This window comes from Streptomyces sp. NBC_01716 (assembly GCF_036248275.1).
Taxonomy (GTDB): Bacteria; Actinomycetota; Actinomycetes; order Streptomycetales; family Streptomycetaceae; genus Streptomyces.
Map to the genome: position 1 here is coordinate 3,305,701 of NZ_CP109181.1, position 26,166 is coordinate 3,331,866.

At 72.1% G+C, this 26,166-nt stretch carries 20 protein-coding genes and 1 riboswitch; of the genes, 9 read left to right on the plus strand and 11 right to left on the minus strand.

Features of this window, described 5'->3' with window-relative positions; translation table 11 throughout:
* Positions 1-176: 176 nt before the first annotated feature.
* The 3 genes from OIE74_RS14300 to OIE74_RS14310 all read right to left on the minus strand — a co-directional run bounded on the left by OIE74_RS14300 (position 177) and on the right by OIE74_RS14310 (position 5,004).
* Positions 177-1,358 carry a VWA domain-containing protein gene (locus OIE74_RS14300; protein ID WP_329392296.1) on the minus strand — a complete coding sequence of 394 codons (1,182 nt, stop codon included), beginning with the start codon at positions 1,356-1,358 and terminating at the stop codon, positions 177-179.
* An 86-nt stretch (positions 1,359-1,444) separates the two neighbouring features.
* Complete coding sequence (locus OIE74_RS14305) at positions 1,445-3,859, minus strand: DUF5682 family protein (protein WP_329382873.1); 2,415 nt, start codon at positions 3,857-3,859, stop codon at positions 1,445-1,447.
* Positions 3,856-5,004, minus strand: coding sequence for an ATP-binding protein (locus tag OIE74_RS14310; protein WP_329382876.1), 1,149 nt, complete (start codon positions 5,002-5,004; stop codon positions 3,856-3,858). The genes OIE74_RS14305 and OIE74_RS14310 overlap by 4 nt, the downstream gene beginning before the upstream one ends.
* Before the next feature lie 118 nt (positions 5,005-5,122).
* On the opposite strand from OIE74_RS14310, the gene OIE74_RS14315 reads away from it, so the two are divergent.
* Both OIE74_RS14315 and OIE74_RS14320 read left to right on the plus strand, forming a co-directional pair.
* Positions 5,123-6,505 carry an SWIM zinc finger family protein gene (locus OIE74_RS14315; protein WP_329382879.1) on the plus strand — a complete coding sequence of 461 codons (1,383 nt, stop codon included), beginning with the start codon at positions 5,123-5,125 and terminating at the stop codon, positions 6,503-6,505.
* Between the two features lie 79 nt (positions 6,506-6,584).
* Positions 6,585-8,222, plus strand: a complete 1,638-nt coding sequence (locus OIE74_RS14320) for a DUF5691 domain-containing protein (RefSeq protein ID WP_329382882.1) — start codon at positions 6,585-6,587, stop codon at positions 8,220-8,222.
* Here OIE74_RS14320 and OIE74_RS14325 read toward each other — a convergent pair.
* Positions 8,219-8,632 (minus strand): cobalamin B12-binding domain-containing protein, encoded by a 414-nt coding sequence (locus OIE74_RS14325; RefSeq protein ID WP_329382885.1) that lies wholly within the window; start codon positions 8,630-8,632, stop codon positions 8,219-8,221. The genes OIE74_RS14320 and OIE74_RS14325 overlap by 4 nt on opposite strands.
* A gap of 227 nt (positions 8,633-8,859) precedes the next feature.
* Here OIE74_RS14325 and OIE74_RS14330 point away from each other — a divergent pair, with 227 nt between their 5' ends.
* Both OIE74_RS14330 and OIE74_RS14335 read left to right on the plus strand, forming a co-directional pair.
* Entirely contained in the window at positions 8,860-9,771 is a 912-nt protein-coding gene (locus OIE74_RS14330) for an esterase/lipase family protein (RefSeq protein ID WP_443076111.1), read from the plus strand.
* Positions 9,772-10,087: 316 nt separating this feature from the next.
* Positions 10,088-11,662, plus strand: a complete 1,575-nt coding sequence (locus OIE74_RS14335) for a peptidoglycan DD-metalloendopeptidase family protein (RefSeq protein WP_329382888.1) — start codon at positions 10,088-10,090, stop codon at positions 11,660-11,662.
* 67 nt (positions 11,663-11,729) lie between these two features.
* On the opposite strand, the gene pcrA is transcribed toward OIE74_RS14335, so the two are convergent.
* Positions 11,730-14,234, minus strand: a complete 2,505-nt coding sequence (pcrA, locus tag OIE74_RS14340; RefSeq protein ID WP_329382890.1) for a DNA helicase PcrA — start codon at positions 14,232-14,234, stop codon at positions 11,730-11,732.
* Between the two features lie 214 nt (positions 14,235-14,448).
* Positions 14,449-14,610, plus strand: a riboswitch (cyclic di-AMP (ydaO/yuaA leader).
* Here pcrA and OIE74_RS14345 point away from each other — a divergent pair.
* Positions 14,609-15,790: a C40 family peptidase gene (locus OIE74_RS14345; RefSeq protein ID WP_329382893.1), complete on the plus strand. Its 1,182-nt coding sequence runs from the start codon at positions 14,609-14,611 to the stop codon at positions 15,788-15,790. Its footprint overlaps the riboswitch before it by 2 nt.
* On the opposite strand, the gene OIE74_RS14350 is transcribed toward OIE74_RS14345, so the two are convergent.
* Positions 15,766-17,208, minus strand: a complete 1,443-nt coding sequence (locus tag OIE74_RS14350) for a WD40 repeat domain-containing protein (protein ID WP_329382896.1) — start codon at positions 17,206-17,208, stop codon at positions 15,766-15,768. The two genes, OIE74_RS14345 and OIE74_RS14350, sit on opposite strands and share 25 nt — an antisense overlap.
* Before the next feature lie 295 nt (positions 17,209-17,503).
* Here OIE74_RS14350 and OIE74_RS14355 point away from each other — a divergent pair, with 295 nt between their 5' ends.
* The 3 genes from OIE74_RS14355 to OIE74_RS14365 all read left to right on the plus strand — a co-directional run bounded on the left by OIE74_RS14355 (position 17,504) and on the right by OIE74_RS14365 (position 19,595).
* Positions 17,504-18,556: a C40 family peptidase gene (locus OIE74_RS14355; protein WP_329382899.1), complete on the plus strand. Its 1,053-nt coding sequence runs from the start codon at positions 17,504-17,506 to the stop codon at positions 18,554-18,556.
* Positions 18,557-18,625: 69 nt separating this feature from the next.
* A complete protein-coding gene (locus OIE74_RS14360; protein ID WP_329382901.1) occupies positions 18,626-19,087 on the plus strand; it encodes a hypothetical protein in 462 nt (153 codons plus the stop codon).
* Between the two features lie 115 nt (positions 19,088-19,202).
* The gene (locus OIE74_RS14365) at positions 19,203-19,595 is read left to right on the plus strand and encodes a hypothetical protein (protein WP_329382904.1); all 393 of its coding nucleotides are present in this window, start codon (positions 19,203-19,205) and stop codon (positions 19,593-19,595) included.
* A gap of 11 nt (positions 19,596-19,606) precedes the next feature.
* Here OIE74_RS14365 and OIE74_RS14370 read toward each other — a convergent pair whose 3' ends face one another.
* Entirely contained in the window at positions 19,607-20,320 is a 714-nt protein-coding gene (locus tag OIE74_RS14370; protein ID WP_329382907.1) for a response regulator transcription factor, read from the minus strand.
* On the minus strand, positions 20,317-21,714 hold the full coding sequence (locus OIE74_RS14375) for a PspC domain-containing protein (RefSeq protein WP_329382910.1): 1,398 nt from the start codon (positions 21,712-21,714) through the stop codon (positions 20,317-20,319). Before OIE74_RS14375 ends, OIE74_RS14370 begins: the two co-directional genes overlap by 4 nt.
* Before the next feature lie 167 nt (positions 21,715-21,881).
* On the opposite strand from OIE74_RS14375, the gene OIE74_RS14380 reads away from it, so the two are divergent.
* Entirely contained in the window at positions 21,882-23,183 is a 1,302-nt protein-coding gene (locus OIE74_RS14380; RefSeq protein ID WP_329382914.1) for a PspC domain-containing protein, read from the plus strand.
* A gap of 156 nt (positions 23,184-23,339) precedes the next feature.
* Here OIE74_RS14380 and OIE74_RS14385 read toward each other — a convergent pair whose 3' ends face one another.
* From OIE74_RS14385 to OIE74_RS14395, 3 genes are all read right to left on the minus strand, one after another.
* Positions 23,340-23,858: a DoxX family protein gene (locus tag OIE74_RS14385; RefSeq protein WP_329382917.1), complete on the minus strand. Its 519-nt coding sequence runs from the start codon at positions 23,856-23,858 to the stop codon at positions 23,340-23,342.
* 157 nt (positions 23,859-24,015) lie between these two features.
* Positions 24,016-25,281 (minus strand): hypothetical protein, encoded by a 1,266-nt coding sequence (locus OIE74_RS14390; protein ID WP_329382918.1) that lies wholly within the window; start codon positions 25,279-25,281, stop codon positions 24,016-24,018.
* 93 nt (positions 25,282-25,374) lie between these two features.
* A complete protein-coding gene (locus OIE74_RS14395; RefSeq protein WP_329382920.1) occupies positions 25,375-26,133 on the minus strand; it encodes an SAM-dependent methyltransferase in 759 nt (252 codons plus the stop codon).
* Between the last annotated feature and the right edge of the window lie 33 nt (positions 26,134-26,166).

Sequence of the window (26,166 nt, forward strand, 5' to 3'; positions counted from 1 at the left end):
GCAACGTGACTGCACTTGTCACAAGGAAGGCGCAGACGGAGTCCCGGAGCGCGGCATGTCCGTCTCGCAGGTTATCCCCGTGGGCCGTGGACCCCTAAATCACAGATCACCCCTGAGCGGTGATACCTGTCACAGACACCGAGTCCACGCGATACGGACCGCCCCCGGATCCGGTTTTAGGGGTTGGCCGTCGTGTCCGGTATCGGCAGGGGGCGTTTCTCGATCGCCGCCGCCATCACCTCCGGAAAAAGGTCGGGGGTGCAGGCGAACGCGGGGGCGCCGAGGGCGGCGAGGGCCGCCGCGTGGTCGCGGTCGTAGGCGGGCGCGCCCTCGTCGGACAGCGCGAGGAGCGCCACGAACTGCACGCCCGACGCCTTCATCGCGGCGACGCGCTTCAGCATCTCGTCGCGGATTCCGCCCTCGTAGAGATCACTGATCAGCACGACGACGGTGTCCGCGGGCCTGGTGATCCGCGACTGGCAGTAGGCGAGCGCGCGGTTGATGTCCGTGCCGCCGCCGAGCTGGGTACCGAACAGGACGTCGACCGGGTCGTCCAACTGGTCGGTGAGGTCGACGACCGCGGTGTCGAAGACGACGAGCCGGGTGGAGAGGGAGCGCATCGAGGCGAGGACGGCGCCGAACACGGAGGCGTAGACGACGGACGCGGCCATCGATCCGGACTGGTCGATGCAGAGGACGACCTCCTTCTTCACGGACTGCGAGGCGCGGCCGTATCCGATGAGGCGTTCGGGGACGACCGTCCCGTACTCCGGCAGGTAGTTCTTGAGGTTCGCGCGGATGGTGCGGTCCCAGTCGATGTCCCGGTGGCGCGGCCGGCTGACCCGCGCGGAACGGTCGAGGGCGCCGGTGAGCGTGGCTCTGGTACGGGTCGCGAGCCGCTTCTCGATGTCGGCGACGACTTTCCGTACGACGGCGCGCGCCGTCTCCTTGGTCGTCTCGGGCATGGCCTTGTTGAGGGAGAGGAGCGTGCCCACGAGATGGACGTCCGCCTCGACGGCCTCCAGCATCTCCGGTTCGAGCAGGAGCGCGGAGAGCCCGAGCCGCTGGATCGCGTCACGCTGCATGACCTGGACGACGGAGGTGGGGAAGTACGTCCGGATGTCGCCGAGCCAGCGGGCGACCGAGGGGGCGGAGGCGCCGAGCCCCGCGGAGCGGTTGCCGCCGCTCCGCCGGGACGTGCCGCTGTCCCCTCCTCCGTACAGAGCGGTCAGCGCACCGTCCATCGCGGCGTCCTGGCCGGTGAGCGCGCGGCCGGTGCCGTCGGCGGAGTCACCGCCGAGCACCAGCCGCCAGCGCCGCAGCCGCTCGTCGGCGGCGTCGCCCGTCACGCTGCCCATCGCGTCGTCCGTCACGTCGCCGGTCACGTGGCTGGTCACGTGGCTGGTCACGTGGCTGGTCACGTCGTCCGTCTGTCCGGCCGTGGTCATCGGGCCACCCCCGCGAGGTCGTTGTCGTTGTCGTGCCCAACTGGCGCGGGGCCGGCGAGAAGCAGGCGCAGCACCGGGAGAACGGCGTCCGCGCGGGTCTCGTCGATGCCGGCTCCGAAGCCGGGGATCCCCGCGTCGGAACGGTCGGGCCGCGCCCCGCCGCCGGCCGGTCCTCGCCGGACCAACTCGCCGAGCGTGCGGCGCACTCCGGGCTCGTACGCGGAGAACGTACGGCGCAGGAGGGGCAGCACGTCCGTGAACGACCCGGCGGGCACCCCGGTCAGCCAGGTGTCCACCAGGGCGAGCAGCCGTTCGTCGTGGACCAGGAGCATTCCGCCGCCGGAGGCTCCTCCGACGAACCCCTCGATCCAGGCCGCCGCGTCGGCCGGCGGGGTGCCGGGCGACAGGGCGAGGCCCATGAGGCGTGCGGCCTCGTCCTCCGGGAGGCGCCCTTCGTCCAGGAGCAGCCGGGCGGACCGGCCCCGGACGACACCGGGCACGCTGTCCCGCGCGGCCAGTTTCCGCAGCACCGCGTCCCAGCGCCCGGCCAGGTCCCCGGCAGGCCGGCCGGGGGTGTCGGGCAGAAGGCCGATCGCGGTGTGGACGCTGTCGAGGTGGCCTCTCATCTCGGCCGCGCCGTCCGCGTCCAGCGCGGCGCAGGCGGGCGGCAGTCCGACGCAGATCCGCTCCGCGAGCCCGGCGGCGACCTCGCCGAGCGCCGCCGTGTCGGTGGACCGGACGTCTCCGTAGCGCAGTGAGCGGGCGAGCGCGGGCAGGGCCCGGGCGAGATGGGCGACGTCCGCGTCGAGCGCGGCGCGGTCCGCCAGGGCCTTCATCACCACGGGCAGGGCGTCGGTCAGTTCGGCCAGGAGGCACTGCTCGGCCAGGGCCGTGACGTCGGAGAGCGCGGTCGCCGACACCGCCCCGGACTCGGCCTTGGCGGTGGCCGCCGAGAGGACCGTGGTGCCCCAGACCCCGGCCTCGGCGACCCGTACGTAGAGCTCGGGCTCCCAGCGCAGGCGCCAGCTCTCGCGGAACGTGCCCGTGCTGCCGCGGCCCGCCGACGGTTCGCCCCAGCCGATGCCGAGGAGTCGCAGCCGGTGCAGCATCCTGCTGCGTCCCGCGTCGATCTCCTTGCGGAGGTCGAGCTCCAGCTCACGCTCCAGCGCTTCCGGCTTCAGGCGCAGCGACCGCTGCGACCGGGTCAGATCACGCTGGAGCGGCACGGCGGGCGCGGAGTCGGGGACCTCGCCCAGGACGTCGCCGACGATGAGCCGGTCCCTGATGAGCCCGAGCGGCACATCCGACCCGTCGCACATGACGGCACGGATCGCGTCGGTCGTCTCCGTCAGTCCCGCCAGCGGCCGGCCGCGCATGGTCGCCAGGGTCTCGGCGAGCCGGACGGCCTCGATGACATGGGCGGAGGAGATGGGCCGGTCCTCCTCGCGGAGCAGACCGGCGACCTTGGTCATCCAGCGCTCCACGGGGCGGTCGGGGGAGGCGAAGAGGTGTCCGTACCAGCCGGGGGAGTCGATGCCCGCGCCGTAACCGCTGCGTCTGGCCAGCCGGTGGTGCGTCCACGGCACCCAGGTCATCTCGGACTTGACCTTGGGCAGTCCCTTGAGAAGCGCGCGGTCGGCGGTGGCCGTGGTGCGCGCGCCGAGCGCGGGCACATGCCAGGCTCCGCAGACGACGGCGACCCGGTCGTCCCCGAACTCCTTGCGCGCGGCCCGGAGTTGGAGCCGCATGTATGCCTCGCGGACCAGGTCACGGCGGTGGCCGCCGTCCCCGTACTCCTCGCGCAGGGCTCCCATCGCCTCGCCGACGGCGGCGAACGGCGCGAACGGGTCGTCGGCGGCGGCGCGGTGCTCCACGACGTCCTCCCACCACCGCTCGGCGTCGTCGTATCCGGCGGCTTCGGCGAGAACGGCGAGCGGGTCGATCCGCAGGGCTTCGGCCCGGTCGTCGGGACCGGGTGCGCTCTCGCCGTCCGGCGCCCCGTCCGCTTCCGCCTCCGCTTCCGTGATGGCCAGGGAGTGCGTCGCGGGAAGGTCGATGAAGCGGACCGGGACATCGTGCGCCAGCGCCCAGCGGATCGCGACCCACTCCGGGGAGAAGTCTGCAAGCGGCCAGAAGGCCGCGCGCCCCGGATCGTCCACGGCATGGGCGAGCAGCGCGACGGGCGGGCGCATCTGAGGATCGCTCGCGAGGGACACCAACGCGTCGCCCTCGGGCGGGCCTTCGATCAGGACGGCGAGCGGCGACGCGGCGTCGAGGGCGGCCCCGACGGCACGGGCGGAACCGGGCCCGTGGTGCCGGACGCCGAGGAACAGCGGCCCGCTCCCGGCGGGCCGCGCCGGGACGGCGGACCCGTCCTGGGCGGGGGACGCGTCCCTCGCGGGGGTCGTCATGCGCTGACCTCTCGGCAGGCGCGGTAGAAGTCCTTCCACCCGTCCCGCTCACGCACGACCGTCTCCACATACTCCTGCCAGATCACCCGGTCGGCCGCCGGGTCGCGCACGACGGCGCCGAGGATGCCGGAGGCGACGTCGCCGGGCCGCAGCACACCGTCGCCGAAGTGCGCGGCGAGCGCGAGGCCGTTGGTGACGACGGAGATCGCCTCGGCCGTGGAGAGCGTCCCGGACGGGGACTTGAGTTTCGTACGGCCGTCTGCCGTGACGCCGTCGCGCAACTCGCGGAAGACCGTGACGACCCGGCGGATCTCGGCGATGCCTTCGAGGCCGCCGGGCAGGTCGAGCGAGCGCCCGATCTGGTCGACGCGCCGCGAGACGATGTCGACCTCCGCGTCGGCGGTGGCCGGCAGTGGCAGGACGACTGTGTTGAACCGGCGGCGCAGCGCGCTCGACAGGTCGTTGATCCCCCGGTCGCGGTCGTTGGCGGTGGCGATCACGTTGAAGCCGCGGACGGCCTGGATCTCCTGCCCCAGCTCCGGGACCGGCAGGGTCTTCTCGGACAGGATCGTGATGAGCGAGTCCTGCACGTCGGCCGGGATACGGGTGAGCTCCTCGACCCGGGCGGTCATGCCCTCGGCCATGGCCCGCATGACGGGGCTGGACACGAGCGCGTCCCGGCTCGGGCCGTGGGCGAGCAGCTGCGCGTAGTTCCACCCGTACCGGATTGCCTCCTCGGGCGTCCCCGCCGTCCCCTGTACGAGCAGTGTCGAATCACCGCTGACGGCGGCGGCCAGATGCTCCGACACCCAGGTCTTCGCGGTGCCGGGAACGCCGAGGAGCAGCAGCGCGCGGTCGGTGGCGAGGGTGGTGACGGCGACCTCGATGATCCTGCGCGGGCCCACGTACTTCGGCGTGACGACCGTGCCGTCCGGGAGCGTGCCGCCGAGGAGATAGGTCGCGACCGCCCACGGCGACAGCCGCCACCTGGGCGGCCGGGGACGGTCGTCGGCGGCGGCGAGCGCCGCCAGTTCACCGGCGAAGGCGTCCTCGGCGTGCGGTCGCAGGACCTCGGCACCGGCCGCCCCGCCGACGGTCCCGCCAACCGTCCCCGCGGTCGTCGCACTCGTTTCGGGCATGGTCATGGCTCCCCCTCCAGATCGTTCGACCGGGTATGGGTTCCACCGTGCACCATGCCACTGACAATCGGCCGTTTCCGCAGGTCGGAGCCGATTGTCAGTGGGGCGGCCTAACGTCTTGGACATGGATATCGCGGGGGTGCGCTGGACGACGGAGCAGGTGCTGGCCCTGGCGCCTGACGATGCGTCACGCAGGGCGGGGGCCAGGCTGAGCGCGGCCGGGCCCTGGTCGGACGCGGGCAGCAGCGGCGAGGGGGCCGTGTGGGGGCTGTGCAAGGGGAGCGGCAAGAAGCCGTATCAGACGGTGATAGACACGAAAGGCCCCGCGTACAAGTGCAGTTGCCCGAGCCGGAAGTTTCCGTGCAAGCACGCGCTGGGGCTGCTGCTGCTCTGGGCGGCCGAGGGGACGGCCGCCGTCAGGACCGTCGTGGATGTGGGGGACGGGCCCGCGCCCGACTGGGCGGAGGAGTGGCTGAGGGGCCGCAGGAAGCGGAGCGAGGAGCAGGAGGAGAGAGCGAAGGCCGAGGCCGAAGGGACGGCCGGGCATGCCGATCCGGAGGCGGCCAGGCGCCGGGCGGAGCGCAGGGCGGCACGGATCACCGGCGGGGCGCAGGAGCTTGAGCAGCGGCTGACCGATCTGCTGCGCGGCGGTCTCGCGGCGGCCGAGCAGTCCGGTTACGGGCTCTGGGAGGAGACGGCCGCGCGCATGGTGGACGCGCAGGCGCCCGGACTGGCGGCGCGGGTGAGGGAGTTGGGCTCGATCCCGGGCTCGGGGGCGGGCTGGCCGGTGCGGCTGCTCGAAGAGTCGGCGCTCCTGCATCTGCTGGATCAGGGCTGGCTGGGGATCGAGCGGCTGCCCGCGCCGCTGGCGACGACGGTCCGTACGCGGGTCGGTCTTCCCTCGCCCGCCGACGGACCGCCGGTCAAGGACCACTGGCTGGTGCTCGCTCAGTACGACACGTCTGACGGCAAGATCACCACGCGCCGGATCTGGCTGTACGGGCGGGAGTCGGGGCATACGGCTCTGGTGCTGGGGTTCGGCGCGGCGGGACGTTCGCCGCAACCGGCGCTGCCGGTCGGCCTGGTGATCGAGGCGGAGCTGACGCCGCACGCCGGGGCGGGGCAGTTGCGGGCGGATCTCGGGGAGGAGGTGGGCGTTCCCGAGGCGACCGGGACGGCCCCGCCAGGCGGGACGACCACGGCGGCGGTGGAGGCGTACGGCTCGGCGCTGCGGGAGGATCCGTGGCTGGAGTCCTGGCCCGTGACGCTGACCGACGTCATACCCGTCCCCGACGGAGGGGACGGGGACGGGTGGCAACTGGCGGACGCCGACGGGGAGTCGGCCCTGCCGATCGCGCCGGCCGCGCTCGGCAGGCCGGGTCTGTGGAAGCTCGTGGCGCTGTCGGGCGGCGGCCCGGTCACGGTCTTCGGCGAGTGCGGGCACCGCGGCTTCACCCCGCTGGCGGTCTGGTCGGCGGGCTCGTCGGAGACGGTCCAGCTGACGTGATCCGAATCCGGCCGGTCGCCCCGTGCCGGATGCCCGTCCTCTATCTATACGTCTCTCTCCATACGTACGGAGGCACCCGATGACCGGCACCACTTCCTGGGAAGAGCTCGTCACCTCGGCCCTGCTCGGCACGGACCGCCGCACACCACCCGCGGACGTCATGGCCCCCGGCCAGGACGCGCCCGTCGCGCTGCTGGACGCCGCCGCGCTCCACACGCTCCGGCGCCGCGCGGGCCTGCTCCCGGCGCGTGCCGCCGCCCGGCCGGAGCCGGCACCCGAGGACGACCGCCGCGAACTTCCGGAGCCGGCGCGCCGGCGCCTGGCGCAGTTGCTGGCCGACCGCTCGGCCCCGGCCGGTACGGGAGGCAGGCGCGGTACGGCCCCCGATCTCACCGAACTGCTCCCCCAGTGGCTCACCGCAGCCAACGACCACGGCTACCGCGCCCCCGCCGCCGCCCTGCCCGCGCTGCTGGACGCCGCGCGCGGGCGCAACGACCTGCGGCCGCACGCTCTCGCGTTCGCCGGGCCGCGCGGGCTCTGGCTCGCGCGCTTCAACCCGGACTGGAAGTTCGCCCTGCGCGGTGCCTCCGGCGGCGCCGTCCTGCCGGGCGTCCAGGACTCCGAAGCGGTACGGCAGTTGTGGGAGCAGGGGCTGTTCGCGGAGCGGGTCGCGCTGCTCGCCGCCGTACGCGCGCAGGACGCGAACGCGGCGCGGGCGCTGCTGGCCACGAGCTGGTCGACGGAGCGCGCCGAGGACCGGCTGATGTTCCTCGACTCGCTGCGCGCCGGGCTCTCCGACCTCGACGAGCCCTTCCTTGAGGAGGCGCTCTCCGACCGCAGCCGCAATGTCCGGGCGACCGCCGCCGAGTTGCTGTCCGCGCTGCCGAACTCCGCGCTGGCCGCGCGGATGGCGGCGCGGGCGGCGACATGCGTGAGCCTGGACCGCACCGGCGGTCCCACGGGCCCCACCGTCATCGTTGAGGCGCCGCACGAGTGCGACGCGGACATGCAGCGCGACGGGGTGAGCCCGACACCGCCGAGCGGCCGGGGCGAACGGTCCTGGTGGCTGGGCCAGCTGGTGGAGGCGTCACCGCTGTCGATCTGGCCGGAGCGGCTCGGGGGCCGTACGCCCGAGGACATCGTGACGCTGCCCGTCCTGGACGACTGGACGGACGAACTGCACGCCGCGTGGTGCCGGGCCGCCGTCCGTCAGCGCGACGCCCGCTGGGCCCGTGCCCTGCTGGGCCCGCCGGCCGTGTCCCCGGTCGCCGGCCCGGGAGCCTCGTCCCTCGCCGAGCGGGCGAAGCTGCTCGGCACCCTGCCGGTGGCTGAACGGGCATCCTGGGTGGCCGAGTTCATAGCGGCGCACGGTCTCTCGGAGGCGTTCCAGCTGCTCGGTGTCTGTGCGGTGCCCTGGTCCGGGCCGCTGGGCCGGGCGGTCGTCGACGCGCTCGACATCGCGCGGGACGGCGGGAGTTACCCCTGGAGCTTCAGCGGTGTGATGGGCCTCGCCGAGCGCTGCCTGGACCCGGCGGAGGCCTCTCACCTGGAAATACTCACCGCCACCCCGGACGAGGCCGAAGGCGCGTCACCGGGGGCGGGCGGCTACTGGTCGGAGGCGTTCCAGCGGCTCGTCTCCACGCTGCGTCTGCGCGCCGCGATGATGTCGGAACTGACGGGCGACCCGGAACGCCCGGAACGCCCGGACATAACTTAGGCTCCGGCCGGCTGGGACACGTTCGCGTTCACCCATTCCACGATCGACGTCGTCGTCGCGCCGGGCGTGAAGATCTCCGCCACGCCCAGCTGCTTCAGCGGCGCGATGTCCGCCTCCGGGATGATGCCGCCGCCGAAGACCTTGATGTCCAGCGCGTCGTGCTGCGCCAGCAGATCGATGACCTTCGCGAAGAGCGTGTTGTGCGCACCGGAGAGGATCGAGAGACCGATCGCGTCGGCGTCCTCCTGGATCGCGGTGTCCACGATCTGCTCGGGCGTCTGGTGCAGCCCGGTGTAGATGACCTCCATACCAGCATCCCGCAACGCTCGCGCGATGACCTTGGCCCCGCGATCGTGGCCGTCGAGACCCGGCTTCGCCACCACCACACGGATCGGACCGGTCACACCCATCACTGCCTCCACATACCGACTTCGTCGTCATTGGCACGGGTCCCCGTACCGGCGAGGGACGGAGAGTGAACGAACGTTATCTCCAGCATCTCGCACGCTGCTGTTTCGCGACGGCCGGGGAGGGGGAAATCACACATGGGGATATGTTCACTCTGCTTCGTGTCGGCCCCACCCGGCACGGGAGCCACAAGGGAATCGCTCCCTGTGTGGTGTAGGGAGGTAGGTCAATGAAGATCCCGCCTTTCTCCGAGCTCTTCTCGCCCTTCCCGTCTGTCGTCCGGCGGCCCGCGGCCTGGGAACTGCCCGTCACGCTCCTGCGGGCATCGATCCTGGAGATGGCGATCCTCGCGGGACACCTGGTCCTCTATCCCGTTGGTATCGCCAACGAACGCCCGGCACCCGACCTGCCGCCCGAGGCCGCCGCACTGCCCACGGAGGGCCGCTCCAAGCGCCCGGTCCTGCTTCTGCACGGTTTCGTGGACAATCGCTCCGTCTTCGTCCTGCTGCGCCGCTCCCTGGCCCGGCACGGCTGGCGCCACCTCGAATCGCTCAATTTCTCGCCGCTGACCAGCGACATCCGGCTGGCCGCCGAAGTGCTCGGCCGGCGTATCGAAGAGGTCTGCGCCCGTACGGGGCACCGCGAGGTCGACATCGTCGGCCACAGCCTCGGTGGCCTGATCGCCCGGTACTACGTACAGCGACTGGGCGGGGACGTACGGGTACGGACCCTGGTCACCATGGGCACACCCCACGCGGGTACCGGCGCCATCCCGTTCGCCAGCGCGCACCCCGTCGTCCGGCAGATGCGGCCCGGCTCGGACCTCATCGAGGAGCTGCGGGAGCCGGCGCCCGGCTGCCGGACCCGGTTCGTCAGCTTCTGGAGCGATCTCGACCAGGTCATGTCACCGGTGGAGGGTGCCCGCATCGAGCACCCGGATCTCGACACGCAGAACGTGGGCGTGACCGGTATCGGCCACCTCGCCCTGCCGGTGCACCCGGCCGTCGCCGCCGGCATCCGCTATGTCCTGGAGCACGACGACAGCGACGGGCTGGCAGAGCTCATCGAATGGGCCGAATGGGCGGGAAGCGCGGCGGAGAGCGCCGGGGACCAGGCCGACGGCGCGATATCGGTGGCCTGAGGCCCCGAAGGCACCTCGGCGTTCCAAACGCCGGCCACCGGAAGTGGTTGCGGCCAGAGCCGATTCGATGTCGCTTCGACACCTCGCCGAGACCCTTTGAAATCGAACGCTCATCGAACGTACGGCCAAAGGTGTGCCCGCAGTCCGCCGAAAGACGGCCGAATGCCCGTTTCCAGAGCGCCCGGAAGCCGCCGAAGATTGTCGCCGTCGCATACCGCCGGGTACAGTCGCGGCCACTGCTTTCCCTTCTGGGTCCCCCCGTTCGTCAAGGCGGCCCCAGAAGCCTGGTTCTGCTGCCGAGGCGAGAGAGAAGTTGGTGAACGACCAGCACCCCCACGCCGGATACGCCGCCCACGACGGCTACTCCTCAGGCAGTTTCGACAGCGACCCGCTCTTCGGCGCGCTTCCGGGCACGAGCCCGACGGGCACGGTCACTTACGACGCGGACCAGAGCGGTCAGTACGACTCGGCGCAGTGGAACGCGGGTTACGACCCCTACGCGACGCAGGCACCGCAGGCACCCCAGGTTCAGTACGAGGCGTACGACGCGTACGCGGCACAGCCCCAGCAGCCCCAGCCGTCGTACGACACGACGGGTCAGTGGGACGCGAACGCCTGGAACGAGGCGAACCAGGCGGCCAGTTACGGCTACGACGCGACCGGCCAGGGCGTCCAGGCCGACCAGTGGGCGGCGCCCGTCGCCGACACCGGCGCGTACGACGCCACCGCCTGGAACTCGGGCGCACCGGCCGCGCAGCCGGACGTACCGTTCCAGGCCGAGACTCCGTACTACGGCGACAACGCGGCGTACGAGTCCTACGAGTCGGCCCCGTACGAGCCCGCCGCCTACGAACCGGCCGCGTACGAGCCCGAGATCGAGCACCGGCAGGAAACCGAGTACACGCAGGCGGAATTCACGCAGTCCGAGTACGAGACGCCGGAGTACGAGCAGCCCGCATACGAGGCGCCCGCCCACGGCGACGAGCACGAGTACGACACGCCCGGTCCGGAGCCTGAACAGGCGTCGGAATCCGAGGCGGAGTTCGATCCGGACTACTCCGAACATTCCGAGCACGCGGACCGACTTGTCGGGGCCGCCGCCGCGACCATCACCCCGCGCCCCGTCCGCCGGGCGGCCGGAGGCAGCCGCAGCAGGCGCCGTTCACCGGCGAAGCGTTCGGCTCTGCTGACCGTCGCGGTCCCCTCCGCCTGTGTGATGGGTGTCGCCGGTATCGCCGCCGCCTCGGTCGGCGGACTCGGCGCCGCCGACGAGACCAAGGACGACTCGACCACCGCCCTCACCGCGTCGGACGCGGCGGCGATCAAACCGGCCGCGGTCAACAACAAGCTCGACACCCAACTCGCCGCTCTCGACGCCGACGCACGTGACTTCGGGGACCGCGCCAGCCGCACCCAGGAGCGCATCGACCTCAAGGAGCGTCAGGCGGCCGAGAAGAAGAAGCGCGAGGAACTGGCCGCGGCCCGCGAGGCCGCCCGCCCCAAGTTCGCCATTCCCGTGGCGAATCACGCCCTCAGCGCGTACTACGGCCAGGCCGGCGTCAACTGGATGTCGATGCACACGGGCATCGACTTCCCCGTCGCGTACGGCACGCCGGTGATGGCGGCGACGGACGGCACCGTCCGTACGCAGTGGAACAGCGCCTACGGCAACATGGCGATCGTCACGGCCCCCGACGGCACCGAGACCTGGTACTGCCACCTCAGCAGCACGAAGATCCGCTCCGGCTCGGTCAAGGCCGGTGACGAGATCGCGTACTCCGGGAACTCGGGCAACTCCACCGGTCCGCACCTGCACTTCGAGGTACGGCCCGGCGGCGGCGCGGCGATCGACCCGCTCCCCTGGCTCCGGGGCCACGGCCTCAGCATCTGACATCCGACGCCACGACCGACCGGGCGCGGGCGCGTCTCCGCGCCCGCGAACGACCGCGCATTGCGCGTTACAGCTTGTCGACCGGCGCGTACCGCAGCAGCAGCCGCTTCGGCTTGGAGTCCCCGAAGTCGATCGTCGCCTGCGCGTCGGCGCCCGACCCCGTCACCGTGACGACCGTCCCGAGGCCGAACTGGTCGTGCGTGACCCGGTCCCCCACCGCGAGCGAGATGACCGGCTTCTCGGTCGCGCGCCGTGTGGCGAAGCCCGCCGGGCCCGACCGGGTGCGGGAAGTGGACAGCGAGGACGTGATTCCCGACGTCGGTCCCGCCGGGGCGGCCATCGGCCCGGTGCGCTTCCACTCCAGATGCTCGCCGGGGATCTCCTCCAGGAAGCGGGACGGCGGATTGTACGAAGGCTGGCCCCACGCGCTGCGCATCGACGACCGGGTCAGATAGAGCCGCTCGCGGGCGCGCGTGATGCCGACGTACGCCAGTCTGCGCTCCTCCTCCAGCTCCTTCGCCTGGCCGAGCGCGCGCATGTGCGGGAAGACGCCGTCCTCCAGGCCCGTCAGGAAGACGACCGGGAATTCGAGCCCCTTCGCCGTGTGCAGCGTCATCAGCGTGATGACACCGGAGCCTTCCTCGTCCTCGTCGGGGATCTGGTCGGAGTCGGCGACGAGCGCGACCCGCTCCAGGAACTCGGCGAGCGTGCCGGGCGTCGCCGCGGCGGGCGCGTCCGGGGCCGGGGCATCCGGGGCGGGTTCGTCTGCCGCCGTCGCGTCCGTCCCCGCCGCCTGGGCCCTCTCCTGCTCGAACTCCAGTGCCACGGCGGCCAGTTCCTGCAAGTTCTCGATCCGCGTCTCGTCCTGCGGGTCGGTCGACGCCTGCAACTCCGCCAGATAGCCGGTCCGTTCGAGCACGGCCTCCAGGACCGTCGCAGGACCGGCGCCCGACTCGACGACCGTACGCAACTCCTCCATCAGCGTGTTGAAGCGCTTCACGGCGTTCGACGAACGGGCCGCCATGCCGTACGCCTCGTCGACCCGGCGCAGCGCCTGCGCGAAGGAGATCTTCTCCCGCGCCGAGAGCGCGTCGATCATCGCCTCGGCGCGGTCGCCGATGCCGCGCTTGGGCACGTTCAGGATCCGGCGCAGCGGGACGCTGTCCTCGGGGTTGGCGAGCACGCGCAGATAGGCCAGCACATCGCGGACCTCCTTGCGCTCGTAGAAGCGCACGCCGCCGACGACCTTGTACGGGAGGCCGACGCGGATGAAGATCTCTTCGAAGACACGTGACTGCGCGTTCGTCCGGTAGAAGACGGCGACGTCGCCCGCCTTGGCCTCCGACGCGTCCGTCATACGGTCGATCTCGTCGGCGACGAACTGCGCCTCGTCGTGCTCGGTGTCCGCCACGTACCCCGTGATCAGGGCACCAGCTCCCGCGTTCGTCCAGAGATTCTTGGGCCGCCGGCTCTCGTTGCGCTCGATGACGGCGTTGGCCGCGCTGAGGATCGTCTGCGTGGAGCGGTAGTTCTGCTCCAGCAGGATCGTCGTGGCGTCCGGGTAGTCCTCCTCGAACTGGAGGATGTTACGGATCGTGGCGCCCCGGAACGCGTAGATGGACTGGTCCGCGTCACCGACCACGCACAGCTCCGCCGGGTCGTGTCCCTCGCCCGAGGGGCCGACCAGCTCACGCACGAGGGTGTACTGCGCGTGGTTGGTGTCCTGGTACTCGTCCACCAGGACATGGCGGAAGCGGCGGCGGTAGTGCTCCGCGACGTCCGGGAACGCCTGGAGCAGATGGACCGTCGTCATGATGATGTCGTCGAAGTCCAGGGCGTTGGCCTCGCGCAGCCGCCCCTGGTACATCCGGTACGCCTCGGCCAGCGTCTTCTCGAAGGGGTCACTCGCCTGACCGGCGAAGGTCTCCTCGTCGATCAGCTCGTTCTTCAGGTTCGAGATCTTGGCGCTGAAGGACTTCGGGGGGTGCCGCTTGGGGTCGAGGTCCAGATCGCGGCAGACCAGGGCCATGAGCCGCTTGGAGTCGGCCGCGTCGTAGATCGAGAACGACGACGTGAAGCCGAGCCGCTTCGACTCGCGGCGCAGGATCCGCACGCAGGCACTGTGGAACGTCATCACCCACATGGCGGCGGCACGCGGGCCGACGAGCTGCTCGACACGCTCCTTCATCTCGCCGGCGGCCTTGTTGGTGAACGTGATCGCCAGTATTTCGCCCGGATGCACCCGGCGGGTCCCCAGCAGATGCGCGATCCGGTGGGTCAGCACCCGGGTCTTGCCCGAGCCCGCGCCGGCCACGATGAGCAGCGGCGATCCGGTGTGCACGACGGCGGCGCGCTGCTCCTCGTTCAGCCCTTCGAGCAGCGCCGCCGGGTCCACGACGGTGCGCGGGGCGCCGTCGCGGTGGTGCGGATCCCGGGGCGGGGGCACGTCGAACTTCCCTCCGAAGAGATCGTCGGGCACCTGTTCCGGAGCGGTGTCCTCGGGTGGCGGCGGGGGCTCCTCGGCCGAGGGCTGGAGGTCCGCCAGGAAGCTGTCGTCAAAGAGGCTGCTCATCGCTTCCTGAGTCTAGGGTGCCGCACTGACAGCGGACTGCCACATGACTTGGCGGGGTCGCCGGGATGGCCTCAGAGGGGTCCCCGAGGGTGTTTATGCGAAAGGTCACGAAAATGTATCGGGCATATCGGCCATCAACCTTCACAGCGGCACCACGCATTGGCTAGCGTGCACGCCGAGGTGGTCCGTACTCCATCGGTGATCAGCGCCGAGCGGACGGCCTCCGCCGAATCCGGGCTTCCCGCAAGGGAGTTCGGAACCGGGGACCCACCACGTTCCACCGGGGTGAATCGGGCCGCTCCCCAGGCCCGTAGGGCAGCCTTCCGTTCCGCCCGAACCCGACAGCTAACCCGGTAGGCGGTCCACGGAAGGAGATGCCGGCCTTGGCATCGCATCGCAAGACGCGCGCTCGCACCGGAATACGGGCGAACACCCCCGCCGTCGGTTTCACGACGGCCGCCCTCGCCTCGGTGACGCTGCTCTCGACGCAGAGCGCCACCGCCGCGCCGGCCGAGCCCAAGCCCTCGATCGAAGAAGTACAGAAGAAGGTCGATGACCTGTACCGGCAGGCCGGTACGGCGACGCAGCAGTACAACAAGGCGAAGGAAGCGACCGACACCCAGCGCAAGTCGGTCGACCGGGTCCTGGACGACGTCGCCAAGAGCGCCGACAAGGTGAACGAGGCGCGGCGCGCCCTCGGTACGTATGCCGCGGCGCAGTACCGCGCGGGCGCAGTCGGTCCGACGGCCGCCCTGATGTTCGCCGACAGCCCCGAGTCGTACTTCGAGCAGACCCAGCTGATGGACCGGCTGACCGAGCGCCAGCAGGGGGCGGTCGAGGACTTCCAGAAGGAGCAGCGGTCCGCGGCCAAGCAGCGCGCCAAGGCGACGAAGAGCCTGGAGACGCTGACGGAGTCGCAGGCCTCCCTCAAGGAGGGCAAGCAGAAGGTCCAGAACAAGCTCGCTGCGGCGCGGTCTCTGCTCTCCGAGCTGACGGCCGAGGAGAAGGCGCGGCTCGCTGCCCTGGAGCGGGAGAAGGAGCAGGAGGCGCGCCGCAAGGCCGAGGCGAAGGCCAAGGAGGAGGCCGCGGAGCGCAAGGGCCAGGAGGAGGCGCGGCAGGAGGAGGCGCCCGCGACCGGCGGCGACACGGGCACGGGCACCGGTACGGGGACCGGCACCGGCTCGGGCGCCACGGACGGTACGTACGCGGCCAAGGCCGAGAAGGTCCTCGCCTTCGCCCGCGCCCAGATCGGCAAGCCGTACGTGTGGGGCGCCACCGGCCCCAGCTCGTACGACTGCTCGGGGCTGACGGCCGCCGCCTGGAAGGAGGCGGGCGTGCAGCTGCCGCGTACGACCTGGGACCAGGTGAATGTCGGCAAGCGCGTCGCCACGGCGGACCTGCTCCCCGGCGACCTGGTGTTCTTCTACGACGACATCAGCCACGTCGGCATCTACAAGGGCGACGGCAAGATGATCCACGCGCCGAAGCCGGGCGCGAACGTCCGCGAGGAGTCGATCTACTACATGCCGATCTACGGCAGCGTGCGCCCGGCCTGACCGGCTTCACCGGTCCGGCCGTTCCCGCCGGCGGCCCCTGCCGCCGGGTCCATGGCGTCGAGGAACCAGACGTCGATCGGGTCCATCTCGTCCTGGTCCGCGCACCCGACGGTGATCAGGGCCCGGCCGTCGGGGGTGAAGGCGGCGACGCTCGCCCCCGCCGACACCCGCAGCACCCGGCCGTCGGCGCCGAAGAGGACGTCCCCGACGTCGGACGACATGAAGGCGAGCGGTCCGTTGGCGGTCCAGACCGCCCGCGCGGTGACCACCGACAGCGGGTCGGTGGCGACCATGCCGTCGGGCGCCCGCTCGGCCCGTACCGGCTCAGCCGCGGTGAGGATCGCCGCCCCCGCCGCCGTACGTGAGGGAGACAGGGCCAGGGCCAGGGAGCACACCGTCGGGTTGTCCTTGCCGTCAGCCCCTGCGGCGAAGAGCCCGCTGCCGTCCGGTGCCATCGCCAGCGCGTGGATCGTGACCAGCCCGGTGTCCGCGTCGGCGAGCACCGCGCCGCCGCCCACGTCCCGTACGACCACCCGGCTGCCGCGGGCGTGTGCCAGCAGCCGCCCGGCCGCGTCCAGGGCGACGGGCCCTTCGCCGTCCCACGGCCCCCCGTCCGGGCCGGGTGCCAGGACGTGCCCGGTCCGCGCGTCCAGGACGGTCACGGGGCCGCCCCGCAGCCGCCCGACGGCCAGGCGCCGCCCGTCCGCGTCGAACGAGAACCGCACCGGGACGTCGATGCCCACGAGGTCGTCCCCGCCCTCGTCGCCGTCGTCGTCAGCCACCGCCTCCGGCCAGAGGTCCGCCGGGTCGAGCGACCACAGCTCCTCGCCATCGGACGACCAGGCGTGCCAGCGGCACTCCACCGACGCCGCGACAATCCCGCCGTCCGGCGACATCTGGATGTCGAGCGGATTGTCGTGGTAGTCGGCGCCGCCGAGATACATGGTCGGCGGGGCGCTCGCGACCGTGCTCCAGCCGACGATGTCCCCTCCGTTGTGATGCCACTCGGCCACCGCACCGAACACCGGCCGCCGCAGATCGGAAGGGACCGCCACCGCTGACGCGCCGTACGGGAAGGCCACGGGTTCCTCCGGCTCGTACGGCTCGTCGGCAGCGCCGTTCGCCTCCTCGTACTCGTCCCGGTCCGCGTCCGGCTCCGCCGGCACCCGGGCCGCCTCCACGTCGACCAGCCGGCCGAGCCTGCGCGTCCCCGCCGACGCGTGATACGGCCGCCTCCCGCCCGCCAGCAGCTCGCTCCACCAGCTGTCCGGCATCGGCCGCCGCTCGGGCGGCCAGCTCCGCAGAATCGTGGCGGCGGCGGCCAGCTCCGTCTCGTCCAGCGCTTCGAGCAGCGGGCAGAGCCGCTCCCAAAGCGACCTGGAAGAGGGCCCCTTCAGCATTTCCCCGAGAGCGGTCATGAGAAAAAAGCTACGCGCCACCACTGACAATCCGGCTGCCGATCGGGCCGACGATCGGGCCGGTCCGGCGGCCCCTACCACCGCTCCCCGTCTCATGTGCGGATGTCCTCAGATCGGTCAACTTCCGCCCGGAATCGTCGAATTCACCATATCCCCGACGGCCACAATCCGCCGCAGACCTGCCGTCTGCGGGCAATAGCGGGCATGCCGCCGCGCTCCCGTGACCGCCACGCCTAGCGTCCTCCCGACAACAGCCGCACCGAACAGAGCCGGAACGAAGGATGTGGACGCCCCCGTGGCAGCGCACCGCCGACCCCGATTCAACTCCAGACCGTTCAGCGGGCCTTACGGCCGTACGGCGGCCACTCTCGCCCTCGCGGGGGCCGCGACGGCGACCGGGCTCGAAGGGGCCGCACAGGCCGAACCACAGCTCACCCCGGCCCAGGTGAAGGCGAAGGTCGACAAGCTCTACCACGAGGCCGAGACCGCCACCGAGAAGTACAACGGCGCCAAGGAGAAGGCCGCCGAGGCGAGCGCCTCGCTGGAGAAACTGAGCGACGAGGCCGCCCGGCGTACGGCCCGCCTCAACGTCTCGCGCAACGCGCTCGGCTCGATCGCCACCGCGCAGTACCGCGCGGGCGGCCTCGACCCCGCCGTACAGCTCGCCCTCAGCTCCGACCCCGACGAATACCTGCGCGGGGCCGCGCTCGCCGAACGCTCCGGCTTCCAGCAGGCCCAGGCCGTCAACAGAATGCGCGCCCAGCTCGGTGAACTCGGCCGCTTACGTAAGAAGGCCGACACGAAGGCCGACGAACTCAAGAGCCGCCAAGCCGCCCTGGCCACAAACAAGTCGACGGTCAGGAAGAAGCTCGCGGACGCCGAGAAGCTGCTCGCCCGGCTCACCGCCGCCGAACGCGCGCGGTACGCCGGCGACACCGGGCCGGCCGATCCACGCGCCGACCGCGCCCAGAGCCGCGCCGGGGCCGTACCGGCGCCCAACGGCCGCGCCGCCGCCGCGATCGCCTACGCGCGCGGAGCGCTCGGCAAGCCGTACGTGTGGGGCGCGACCGGGCCCGACGGGTTCGACTGCTCCGGTCTGACGCAGGCCGCCTGGCGCGCCGCCGGGGTCGCCCTCCCGCGCACCACCTACACCCAGATCAACGCGGGCCGACGGGTCGCCCGCTCCCAGCTCGCCCCCGGTGACCTGGTCTTCTTCTACTCCGGGATCTCCCACGTCGGGCTCTATGTCGGCGGCGGGCAGATGATCCACGCCCCCCGGCCGGGCACCGGGGTGCGGCTGGCCCCGATCGACCAGATGCCGTTCGCGGGCGCCACCCGCCCCGCGTAACGGGCCCCCAGGGGGCTGCCGTTGAGGCCGGAGCCGACCGTTTCCTTCGTCCACTAGGATCCACGTCCCATGAGCACACGACGACCAATGACCACCCGCGAGCGGGTGTTGGTCCGCATAGGCATCGCCTTCGCCCTCTTCATCTCCCTCGGCGGCGGGCTGAGCCTGGCGGCCGAGGGACGCGAAGGCCGCACCGCCCTGCGGGACGGCCCCGTCGGCACCCTGACCCCTACCGACCGTAAGTGCGGCAAAGACCAATGCGGCTGGATCGGCACGTTCACCAGCGCCGACAGCACCGTCACCGAGCGGGACGTCAGGCTGGAGGACGCCGTCCGGGTCCGCCGCGGCGACGCCATGCCGGGCGCGATCGCCGGCGTGCGGCTCGCGGAGAACGGACAGACCGCCTACACCGCCGACTACCAGTGGCACGGACCGGTCCTGAAGGGCATTGCCCTCGCCGCCGTGGGTCTGGCGATAGCGACCGGCCTGGTCCTGATGCTGCGCCGCCACCGGGCCGCCGTCTCGCCCTGAACCCCCAGGCTGTGTCCGGAAAGTCCCGTCTGGCTCGCGACGCCTGACACGCCCCGGGGCCCCACCCGGCCCAGGTCCGGGTGCCGTGCCGGACCCGGCCTACGACGATGGCGCCATGAGACACCGACAGGCCCTCGCGACCGTGCTCACCCTCGGCTCGCTGCTCGTCCTCGCCCCGGTCGGCGTCACCCCCGCGGGCTGCGGCGATCTCACCGGCGGCCGGCTCTGCGTGGCGGGCCCGGTGGGCGGCAAGGGCGCGTTCACGACGCGTTACGTACGGCACGGCACCGGCGCGAACACCGGCCCCGCGCCCACCGTCCGGCTCGGCTACCAGCGCAGGGACGCCCGGATCACCGCGTTCCCCGGCTGGTTCGGCACCCTCCGTACGGAGGACGGCTCGGCCGCGCTGTCAGGCATGCTCGACACGGCCCCCGGCGAGTGCGTCCGCGGCCTGCTCCGGCACGCGGGCCGGGACTACGTCACCGAGTGGCTCTGCTCGCGCGCATGACCGACACCGGCTCACACCAGCCTGCGCGCCGTCGCCCACCGCGTGAGTTCGTGCCGGTTGGAGAGCTGGAGCTTGCGCAGCACCGCCGAGACGTGCGACTCGACCGTCTTCACCGAGATGAAGAGCTGCTTCGCGATCTCCTTGTACGCGTAACCGCGCGCGATCAGCCGCAGCACCTCGCGCTCGCGCTGCGTGAGACGGTCCATGTCCTCGTCCACCGGCGGCGCGTCCGTCGACGCGAAGGCGTCCAGCACGAAGCCCGCCAGCCGCGGCGAGAAGACCGCGTCGCCGTCCTGGACGCGGAAGATCGAGTCCACCAGGTCCGTGCCGGTGATCGTCTTGGTGACATAGCCGCGCGCGCCGCCGCGGATCACGCCGATGACGTCCTCCGCCGCGTCGGACACCGAGAGCGCCAGGAAGCGCACCGGGTCATCGGCCGCCGTCATCAGCGGGGCGCAGCGGCGCAGGACCTCCACGCCGCCGCCGCCGGGCAGGTGGACGTCGAGCAGGACGACCTCGGGGCGGGTCGCCGTGATGACCGTGACGGCCTGGTCGACGTCGGCGGCCTCGCCGACGACCTCCACGCCCGTCGTCGCGGTCTGCCCGATCTCGGCCTGTACGCCGGTGCGGAACATCCGGTGGTCGTCGACCAGCACCACGCGCACCCGCCTGGTCCCGGCCTCTTCCCCGCCGCCGTCGCCGCCCGTCCCGCTGGTGCCGGTCATTCGTCCGCCGCCCTCTCCATCTCAAGCTCCACTTCCGTGCCCCCGTCGGGCGCCGAACGCACCCGCGCCGTACCGCCGTTGCGTTCCATCCGGCCGAAGATCGATTCCCGTACGCCCATCCGGTCGTCGGGCACCGAGTCCAGATCGAACCCGGGCCCGCGGTCCCGTACGGAGATGAAGACCGTCCGGCCATCGACCTCCGCGTAGACCTGCACGGCGCCTCCCTCGCCACCGTACTTGGCGGCGTTGACCATCGCCTCGCGTGCTGCCTGCGTCTGTGCCGTCAGTTTCTCGTCGAGCGGGCAGTCGCCGACCACGACGACCTCGATCGGTACGCCGTGGTAGTCCTCCACCTCGGCGGCGGTCGCCTTGACGGCCTCGGCGAGGGTGTCGGGTTCGTTCTCCTCGTCCTTGCCGGTGCCCTCCGGCTTGTAGAGCCAGGCCCGCAGCTCGCGCTCCTGCGCGCGGGCCAGCCGGCGGACCTCGCCGCCGTCGTCGGCGTTGCGCTGGATCAGTGTGAGCGTGTGCAGGACGGAGTCGTGGACGTGCGCGGCGACCTCGGCGCGTTCCTGGGCGCGGATACGCATCAGCCGCTCGTCGGACAGGTCCTGCGTCATCCGTACGAGCCAGGGTCCGGCGAGCAGGGCGACTCCGGCCACGACGGCGATGGCCGCCGTCAGGACGTTGCCGAGCTGGGCGGCCGAACCGCGTACGACCATGAAGACGGTCAGGCCCAGGCCGACCAGGGCCACGCCCGTGAGCCCGCGCGCCAGTTGGAAGACCCTGCGGCGCCTGCTGTCCGTGGAGAGCGACGCCCACTGCGCGCGGCGCGCGTTGTCGGCCTGGCGCCAGACCAGGACGACGCCGGCGCCGATGAGCAGCGTCGGCCAGATGTAGTGGCCCGCGCCGCCGCGGCCGAGGTCGGCGCTGCCGATGAAGACGGACCCGACGACGAACAGCGCGATGATCGCGAAGGTCTGCCCCCTGTCGGGTTTACGGAGCTTTCGCCGTCCGTCGCCCGTCGTCTCGAAGAGCGGGCGCGCCGCGGTGGGCATGCCGCCGAAACCGAGCGGGACGACGATCCAGAAGATGGCGTACAGCAGCGCGCCGAGCCCCTGGGCCAGGAACAGACCGAGGAAGACCAGCCGCACCCAGCCGACCGGCAGCCCCAGATGGCCCGCGAGGCCGCGTGCGACGCCGCCCAGCAGCCTGCCGTCGGCGCTCCGGTAGAGCTTGCGCAACGGCGGCTCGTCGGCCCCCGGGGCCGTCCCCGACGCCCGGCTGCGGCTCCGGGACGCGCCCGACGGTCCCGAAGGCGACCCCGCGGCGGCCGGCCCCGAGGCCGATGACGACGAGGAGGACGACGGGGGCGGGGTAGGCGTGGCGACCGGCATGCCATTGATGGTCACACGGCCGGGTGCGCCGTGGCATCAGGGCTGCGCCCTGAGAGCTGCCCCGAGAACGACCCTGACACCGCCCGGCTGGCCGCCGCGGAATATCAGGGACCGGCCAGGGTCGGGACGGGTGGAGACCGGGCGGGCGGGGCGGGCACCATGGTCGTATGACGCAGTCCGTGCCGTACACCCCGACGCAGCCGCCGCAGCCGCAGCCCCCACAGCTGGTGCGCGCGCCTCGGCAGAAGCTCGTCGCGGGCGTCTGCGGCGGGCTGGGGCGGTACTGCGACCTCGACCCGGTCATCTTCCGGATCGTCGTCGTCGTGCTCACGCTGACCGGTGGTATCGGCCTGATCTTCTACGGCCTCGCCTGGCTGCTCGTGCCGGTCGACGGCGAGGACGAGAACGAGCTGCGCCGCCTGCTGTCGGGTCGCGTGGACGGCGCGTCCCTGATCGCCGTGCTCCTCACGCTCGTGGGCTGCGGTCTGTTCCTGTCGATGCTCAACAACGGCGGCACCCTCGGCTTCGCCACGATGCTGTCCATCGCCACGATCGGCGCGGCGGTCTGGTCGCAGCGGCGCAGCGCCACCCTGCAGGAGGGCGGCCCGCTCGACCCGGGTACGGCGGCGGCCGTGGCGGAGGCTCCCCCGGAGACGAAGGCACCGCCGACCCCCGGCAGTCCGTCGTGGTGGCGTGACCCGATCGTCAAGGACGGTACGACGGGTCCGGCGTCGCCGCCCGACTATCTGTGGGGCCCTGACGACGAGGCGGAGGCCGATCCGTCGGGCCGGGGGAAGGGGAAGCGGAAGGGGTCCGGAGCGTGCGGACGCCAGGGCCGCCCGCGCGGGATCGGCGGCCTCCTCTTCCTGCTGGCGCTGGCCGCGGGCGGTCTCGGCCTGGGGCTGTCGTGGGACGCCCAGCCGCTCGGTACGAGCCTTCAGATCGCCTTCGCCGCCGCACTCGGGGTCTTCGGTCTCGGCCTCGCCGTGAGCGCCTTCACAGGACGTACGGGCTTCGGCACGCTTTCCCTTTCGGTCCTGACCGCCGGGCTGCTCGCGGGCTCGGCGACCATCCCGAAGGACATCGGCACGGACTGGGTCCGTACGACCTGGCGCCCGGCGACCGTCGCTTCGGTGGCGCCCAAGTACGAGCTCGGCACCGGCGTCGGGACGCTCGACCTGACCAAGGTCGATGTCGCCGCGGGCGAGACCCTCCGTACGGAGGCGGAGGTCGGCGCGGGGCAGCTGAAGGTCGTCGTACCGCGCGACGTGACCTTGAAGGTGCGCGCGGAAGTGGGGCTCGGCGACCTCCGGCTCCCCGGCGAGCTCCCGAACGACATCGACCTCTCGCCGGCCCAGAAACGGACGCGTACGGTGGCCCCGCCCAAGGGCGTGAAGCCGGCGGGCACACTGGATCTCCGGCTCGAAGTCGGTGTCGGACAGGTGGAGGTGACCCGTGCTGCGGCATGAGTTCAAGCCGGGCAAGCTGGTGGCCGGCCTTGCCGTGCTGAGCGCGGCCACCGTGTTCGCCGGAGACGCGGGGGGCTGGTGGGACTCCCCCTGGTTCGTGATGGTCCCGATCGTCTGCGGTGGCCTCTTCCTGGCCTCCGCCGTGTCGATGGCCGACTACAGCATTCGGCGCCGCCTGTCGGCCAGGGCGGCGTCCAGGGAGAAGACGGAGGCGCCGGCGAGCACGAGCGGCAGCCAGGCCATGAGGTAGGCGAGGTCGTTGCCGTAGTAGTACGGGTCGGACTGCCAGCTCATCGTCAGCCACAGGCTCAGGGAAATCAGCGCGCCACCGAAAGCGGCGAGGCGGGCCAGCAGTCCGACGAGGGTGCCGAGGCCGACGGCGATCTCGCCGATGGCTATCGCGTAGCCGAAGCCCTCGGGGTTCTTGAGGGAGAGGTCGACGAGCGCGGGGATGGCGGAGCTGTCCCGCACGCTCCGCATCAGGTCGCCGACGGAACCGGGCCCGTCAGCCGACATGAAGGCGCTGTCGGTGAGTTTGTCGAGTCCGGCGTAGATGAAGGTCACTCCGAGGAAGATCCGCAGCGGCAGCAGCGCGTACTTCGTCGCCGAGTCCTTCCAGCCCCGCGGTTCACCGCCGATCGTCCCGTAGGTGTCTGTCCGGTATCCGTGCGCCATAGCGCGTCCTGCCTTTCCGCTGCCCACGTCGCTCGCAGGGCTCGATTGTCCCCGCGTGCCTCGTGCATGCATACGGATGTGACGGACCCCGCACTCAGCGGCCCGCCCGCTTTGTCGCCGTCCGCCCGCGGTGTACCGCTCCGGGCCTGTCCCTGAATTAGTCCACGACGTCGATCGGCACCCGGTTCGTCTCGACCCCGGCCGCGGTCACCACCTGTACGTCGAGGCGCCCGGGTTCCACGTCGACCGGTACGGGCACGACGAGCACGGTGTCCGACGGGTTCTGGAAGCCGCCGGGAACCGGGACCAGCGGTACATGGATATGGACCGGCCCGATCCGTACGACCATGCCGGCCAGCCGGTCCGGCGTGCCCGCGCCCGGCGGCACGAAACCCGTCCCCCGGATCTCCACGTCGTCACCGGTGCGGATCGGCGCGTCCAGATCCCCGGCCTCCCTGGCCCTGACGACGGACAGCACCACCGGGCGACCGCCCTCGGCCCACTTCGCGGCGAAGTACGTCGCGGCGGAGACGATCACCAGCAGGGCGAGCGCCCAGGGCAGATCGGGCAGTTGCTCGGGGCGGCGTGCGAGCCGTACCGCCGAGAAGATCACGGCGACGGCCGTCAGCAGTGCGTACTGCACATCGGCGAAGCTGCCGCGCCCGCCGTCGTCGCAGAGCAGGTCCGCGAGGCGCGGACGCTCGGCCCGTACCTTCTGGAGCCGCCGGTCCCCGACGCGTACGCCCACCACGCGGCGTACGACGACGGCGGTCGCGCACACCACGGTCAGTACGGTCAGCAGGCCCACGCCACGGGCGAGTTCGAGCCCCTCGATCAGCGCGTCGCGCGCGCGGTTGTCGGATGCACCGGCGAGTTGGAGCGCGAGCACCAGCACGGCGAAGACGGCGAGCAGCACCCACGCGGAGGCGACGGTGCGGGAGGTCGACAGCCGATTGTCCTCGCCGATGAGCGGGGCGAGGAGGCCGCCACGCGCACGGTGCAGCGTGGCGGCGCAGGTGAGCAGCGCGGCCACGACGAGGGAGGCGATCAGCCCCGCCGTACGGGCGCCGGTCCAGCCCGCCCCGATCGCGGTGATGGCCAGCCCCAGTACGAAGACCACGACGGCGCCCCACACCAGGAGCAGTGTGTGCCGCCAGACGGAGTGCAGCCAGGCGTCGCCCGCCTCGCGGCTGCGGTCGGCGACGGCGCGTGCGGACTGGGTGAGTTCGTCGGACACCCACTGCCTGGAGGCGCTCGGCGAGTGCGCGAGCGCGGCCGGCAGACCCTGGCCGGCGGCGAACTCCTCACGTTTCGCGATGAACGCCGCGACCGCTCGCCGGTGCCCCTCATGAGCCCCGTTCGGGCAGTTCCCGCAGGTACAGCCCCCGCCGTGCGTGCCCTGCCCCGCCACTTGCACCGCCACGCCGAATGCCGCCTTCCCCGCCCCGCACCCGTCACTGTCTCTCCGGGTGGATTCCTTGCTGTGACTGGGAATTGTGCCGTATCCGGGAGGGGGTCAGACGCCCAGGACCAGATAGGCGAAGCCGAGATACCCCCGGTAGCCGCCGAGATAGCCCGCACGGTGGCGGGCGGCGGTGGCGCGGGCGTCGTCGCGCAGGGGGTGATCGGGGTGGTCGAGGGCCCAGCGTTCGCCCCAGCCGGCCCGGCCGTTCGACTCGAAGACGTCCCATTCGCGCTGGTCGGCGACGGTCGTACGGAGCGGGGCGAAGCCCGCGTCGGCGGCGGCCCGGACCAAGTCGTCCAGCGAGCCGACGAGTTCGTCCTCCTCGGCGCCAAGTCCCTTCAGCGCGTCGGCGGTCGGCGGGGTGGTCCAGAATCCGTCCCCGAAAAGCACCTGCCCGCCGGGCTTCACGGTCGTGCGCAGGGCGCGCAGCGCCTCGCGGGTCGAGCCGGGCCAGGCATGGACGGCGCCGATGGAGACGGCGAGGTCGTAGCCGGTCGGCGTCCACCCGTCGGCGGAGCTCTCATGGAACGCGACGTGGCTGTCGAGCCCCCGCCCCCGCGCGAGCCGCTGTCCGCGCGCAACGGCGACGGGGTCGCTGTCCACACCGTCACCGGTGCTGCCGGGCGCGCCCTCCACGATCCGCAGCAGCAACTCGCCCCAGCCACAGCCAAGATCAACGACCCGCCCGCCGTCGGGCACCGGGCAGGCGTCGATCAGGGAGCGGGCGTGCTCTTCGGAGAGGGGTGCGTTCCAGGTCAGAAGGGGGTTGTTGGGTGCGGCGAGGATGGCGTGAAGTTCGTGGTCGGACATGGTGGGTGAGACTCGCACAGGTGGTCGGCGGGG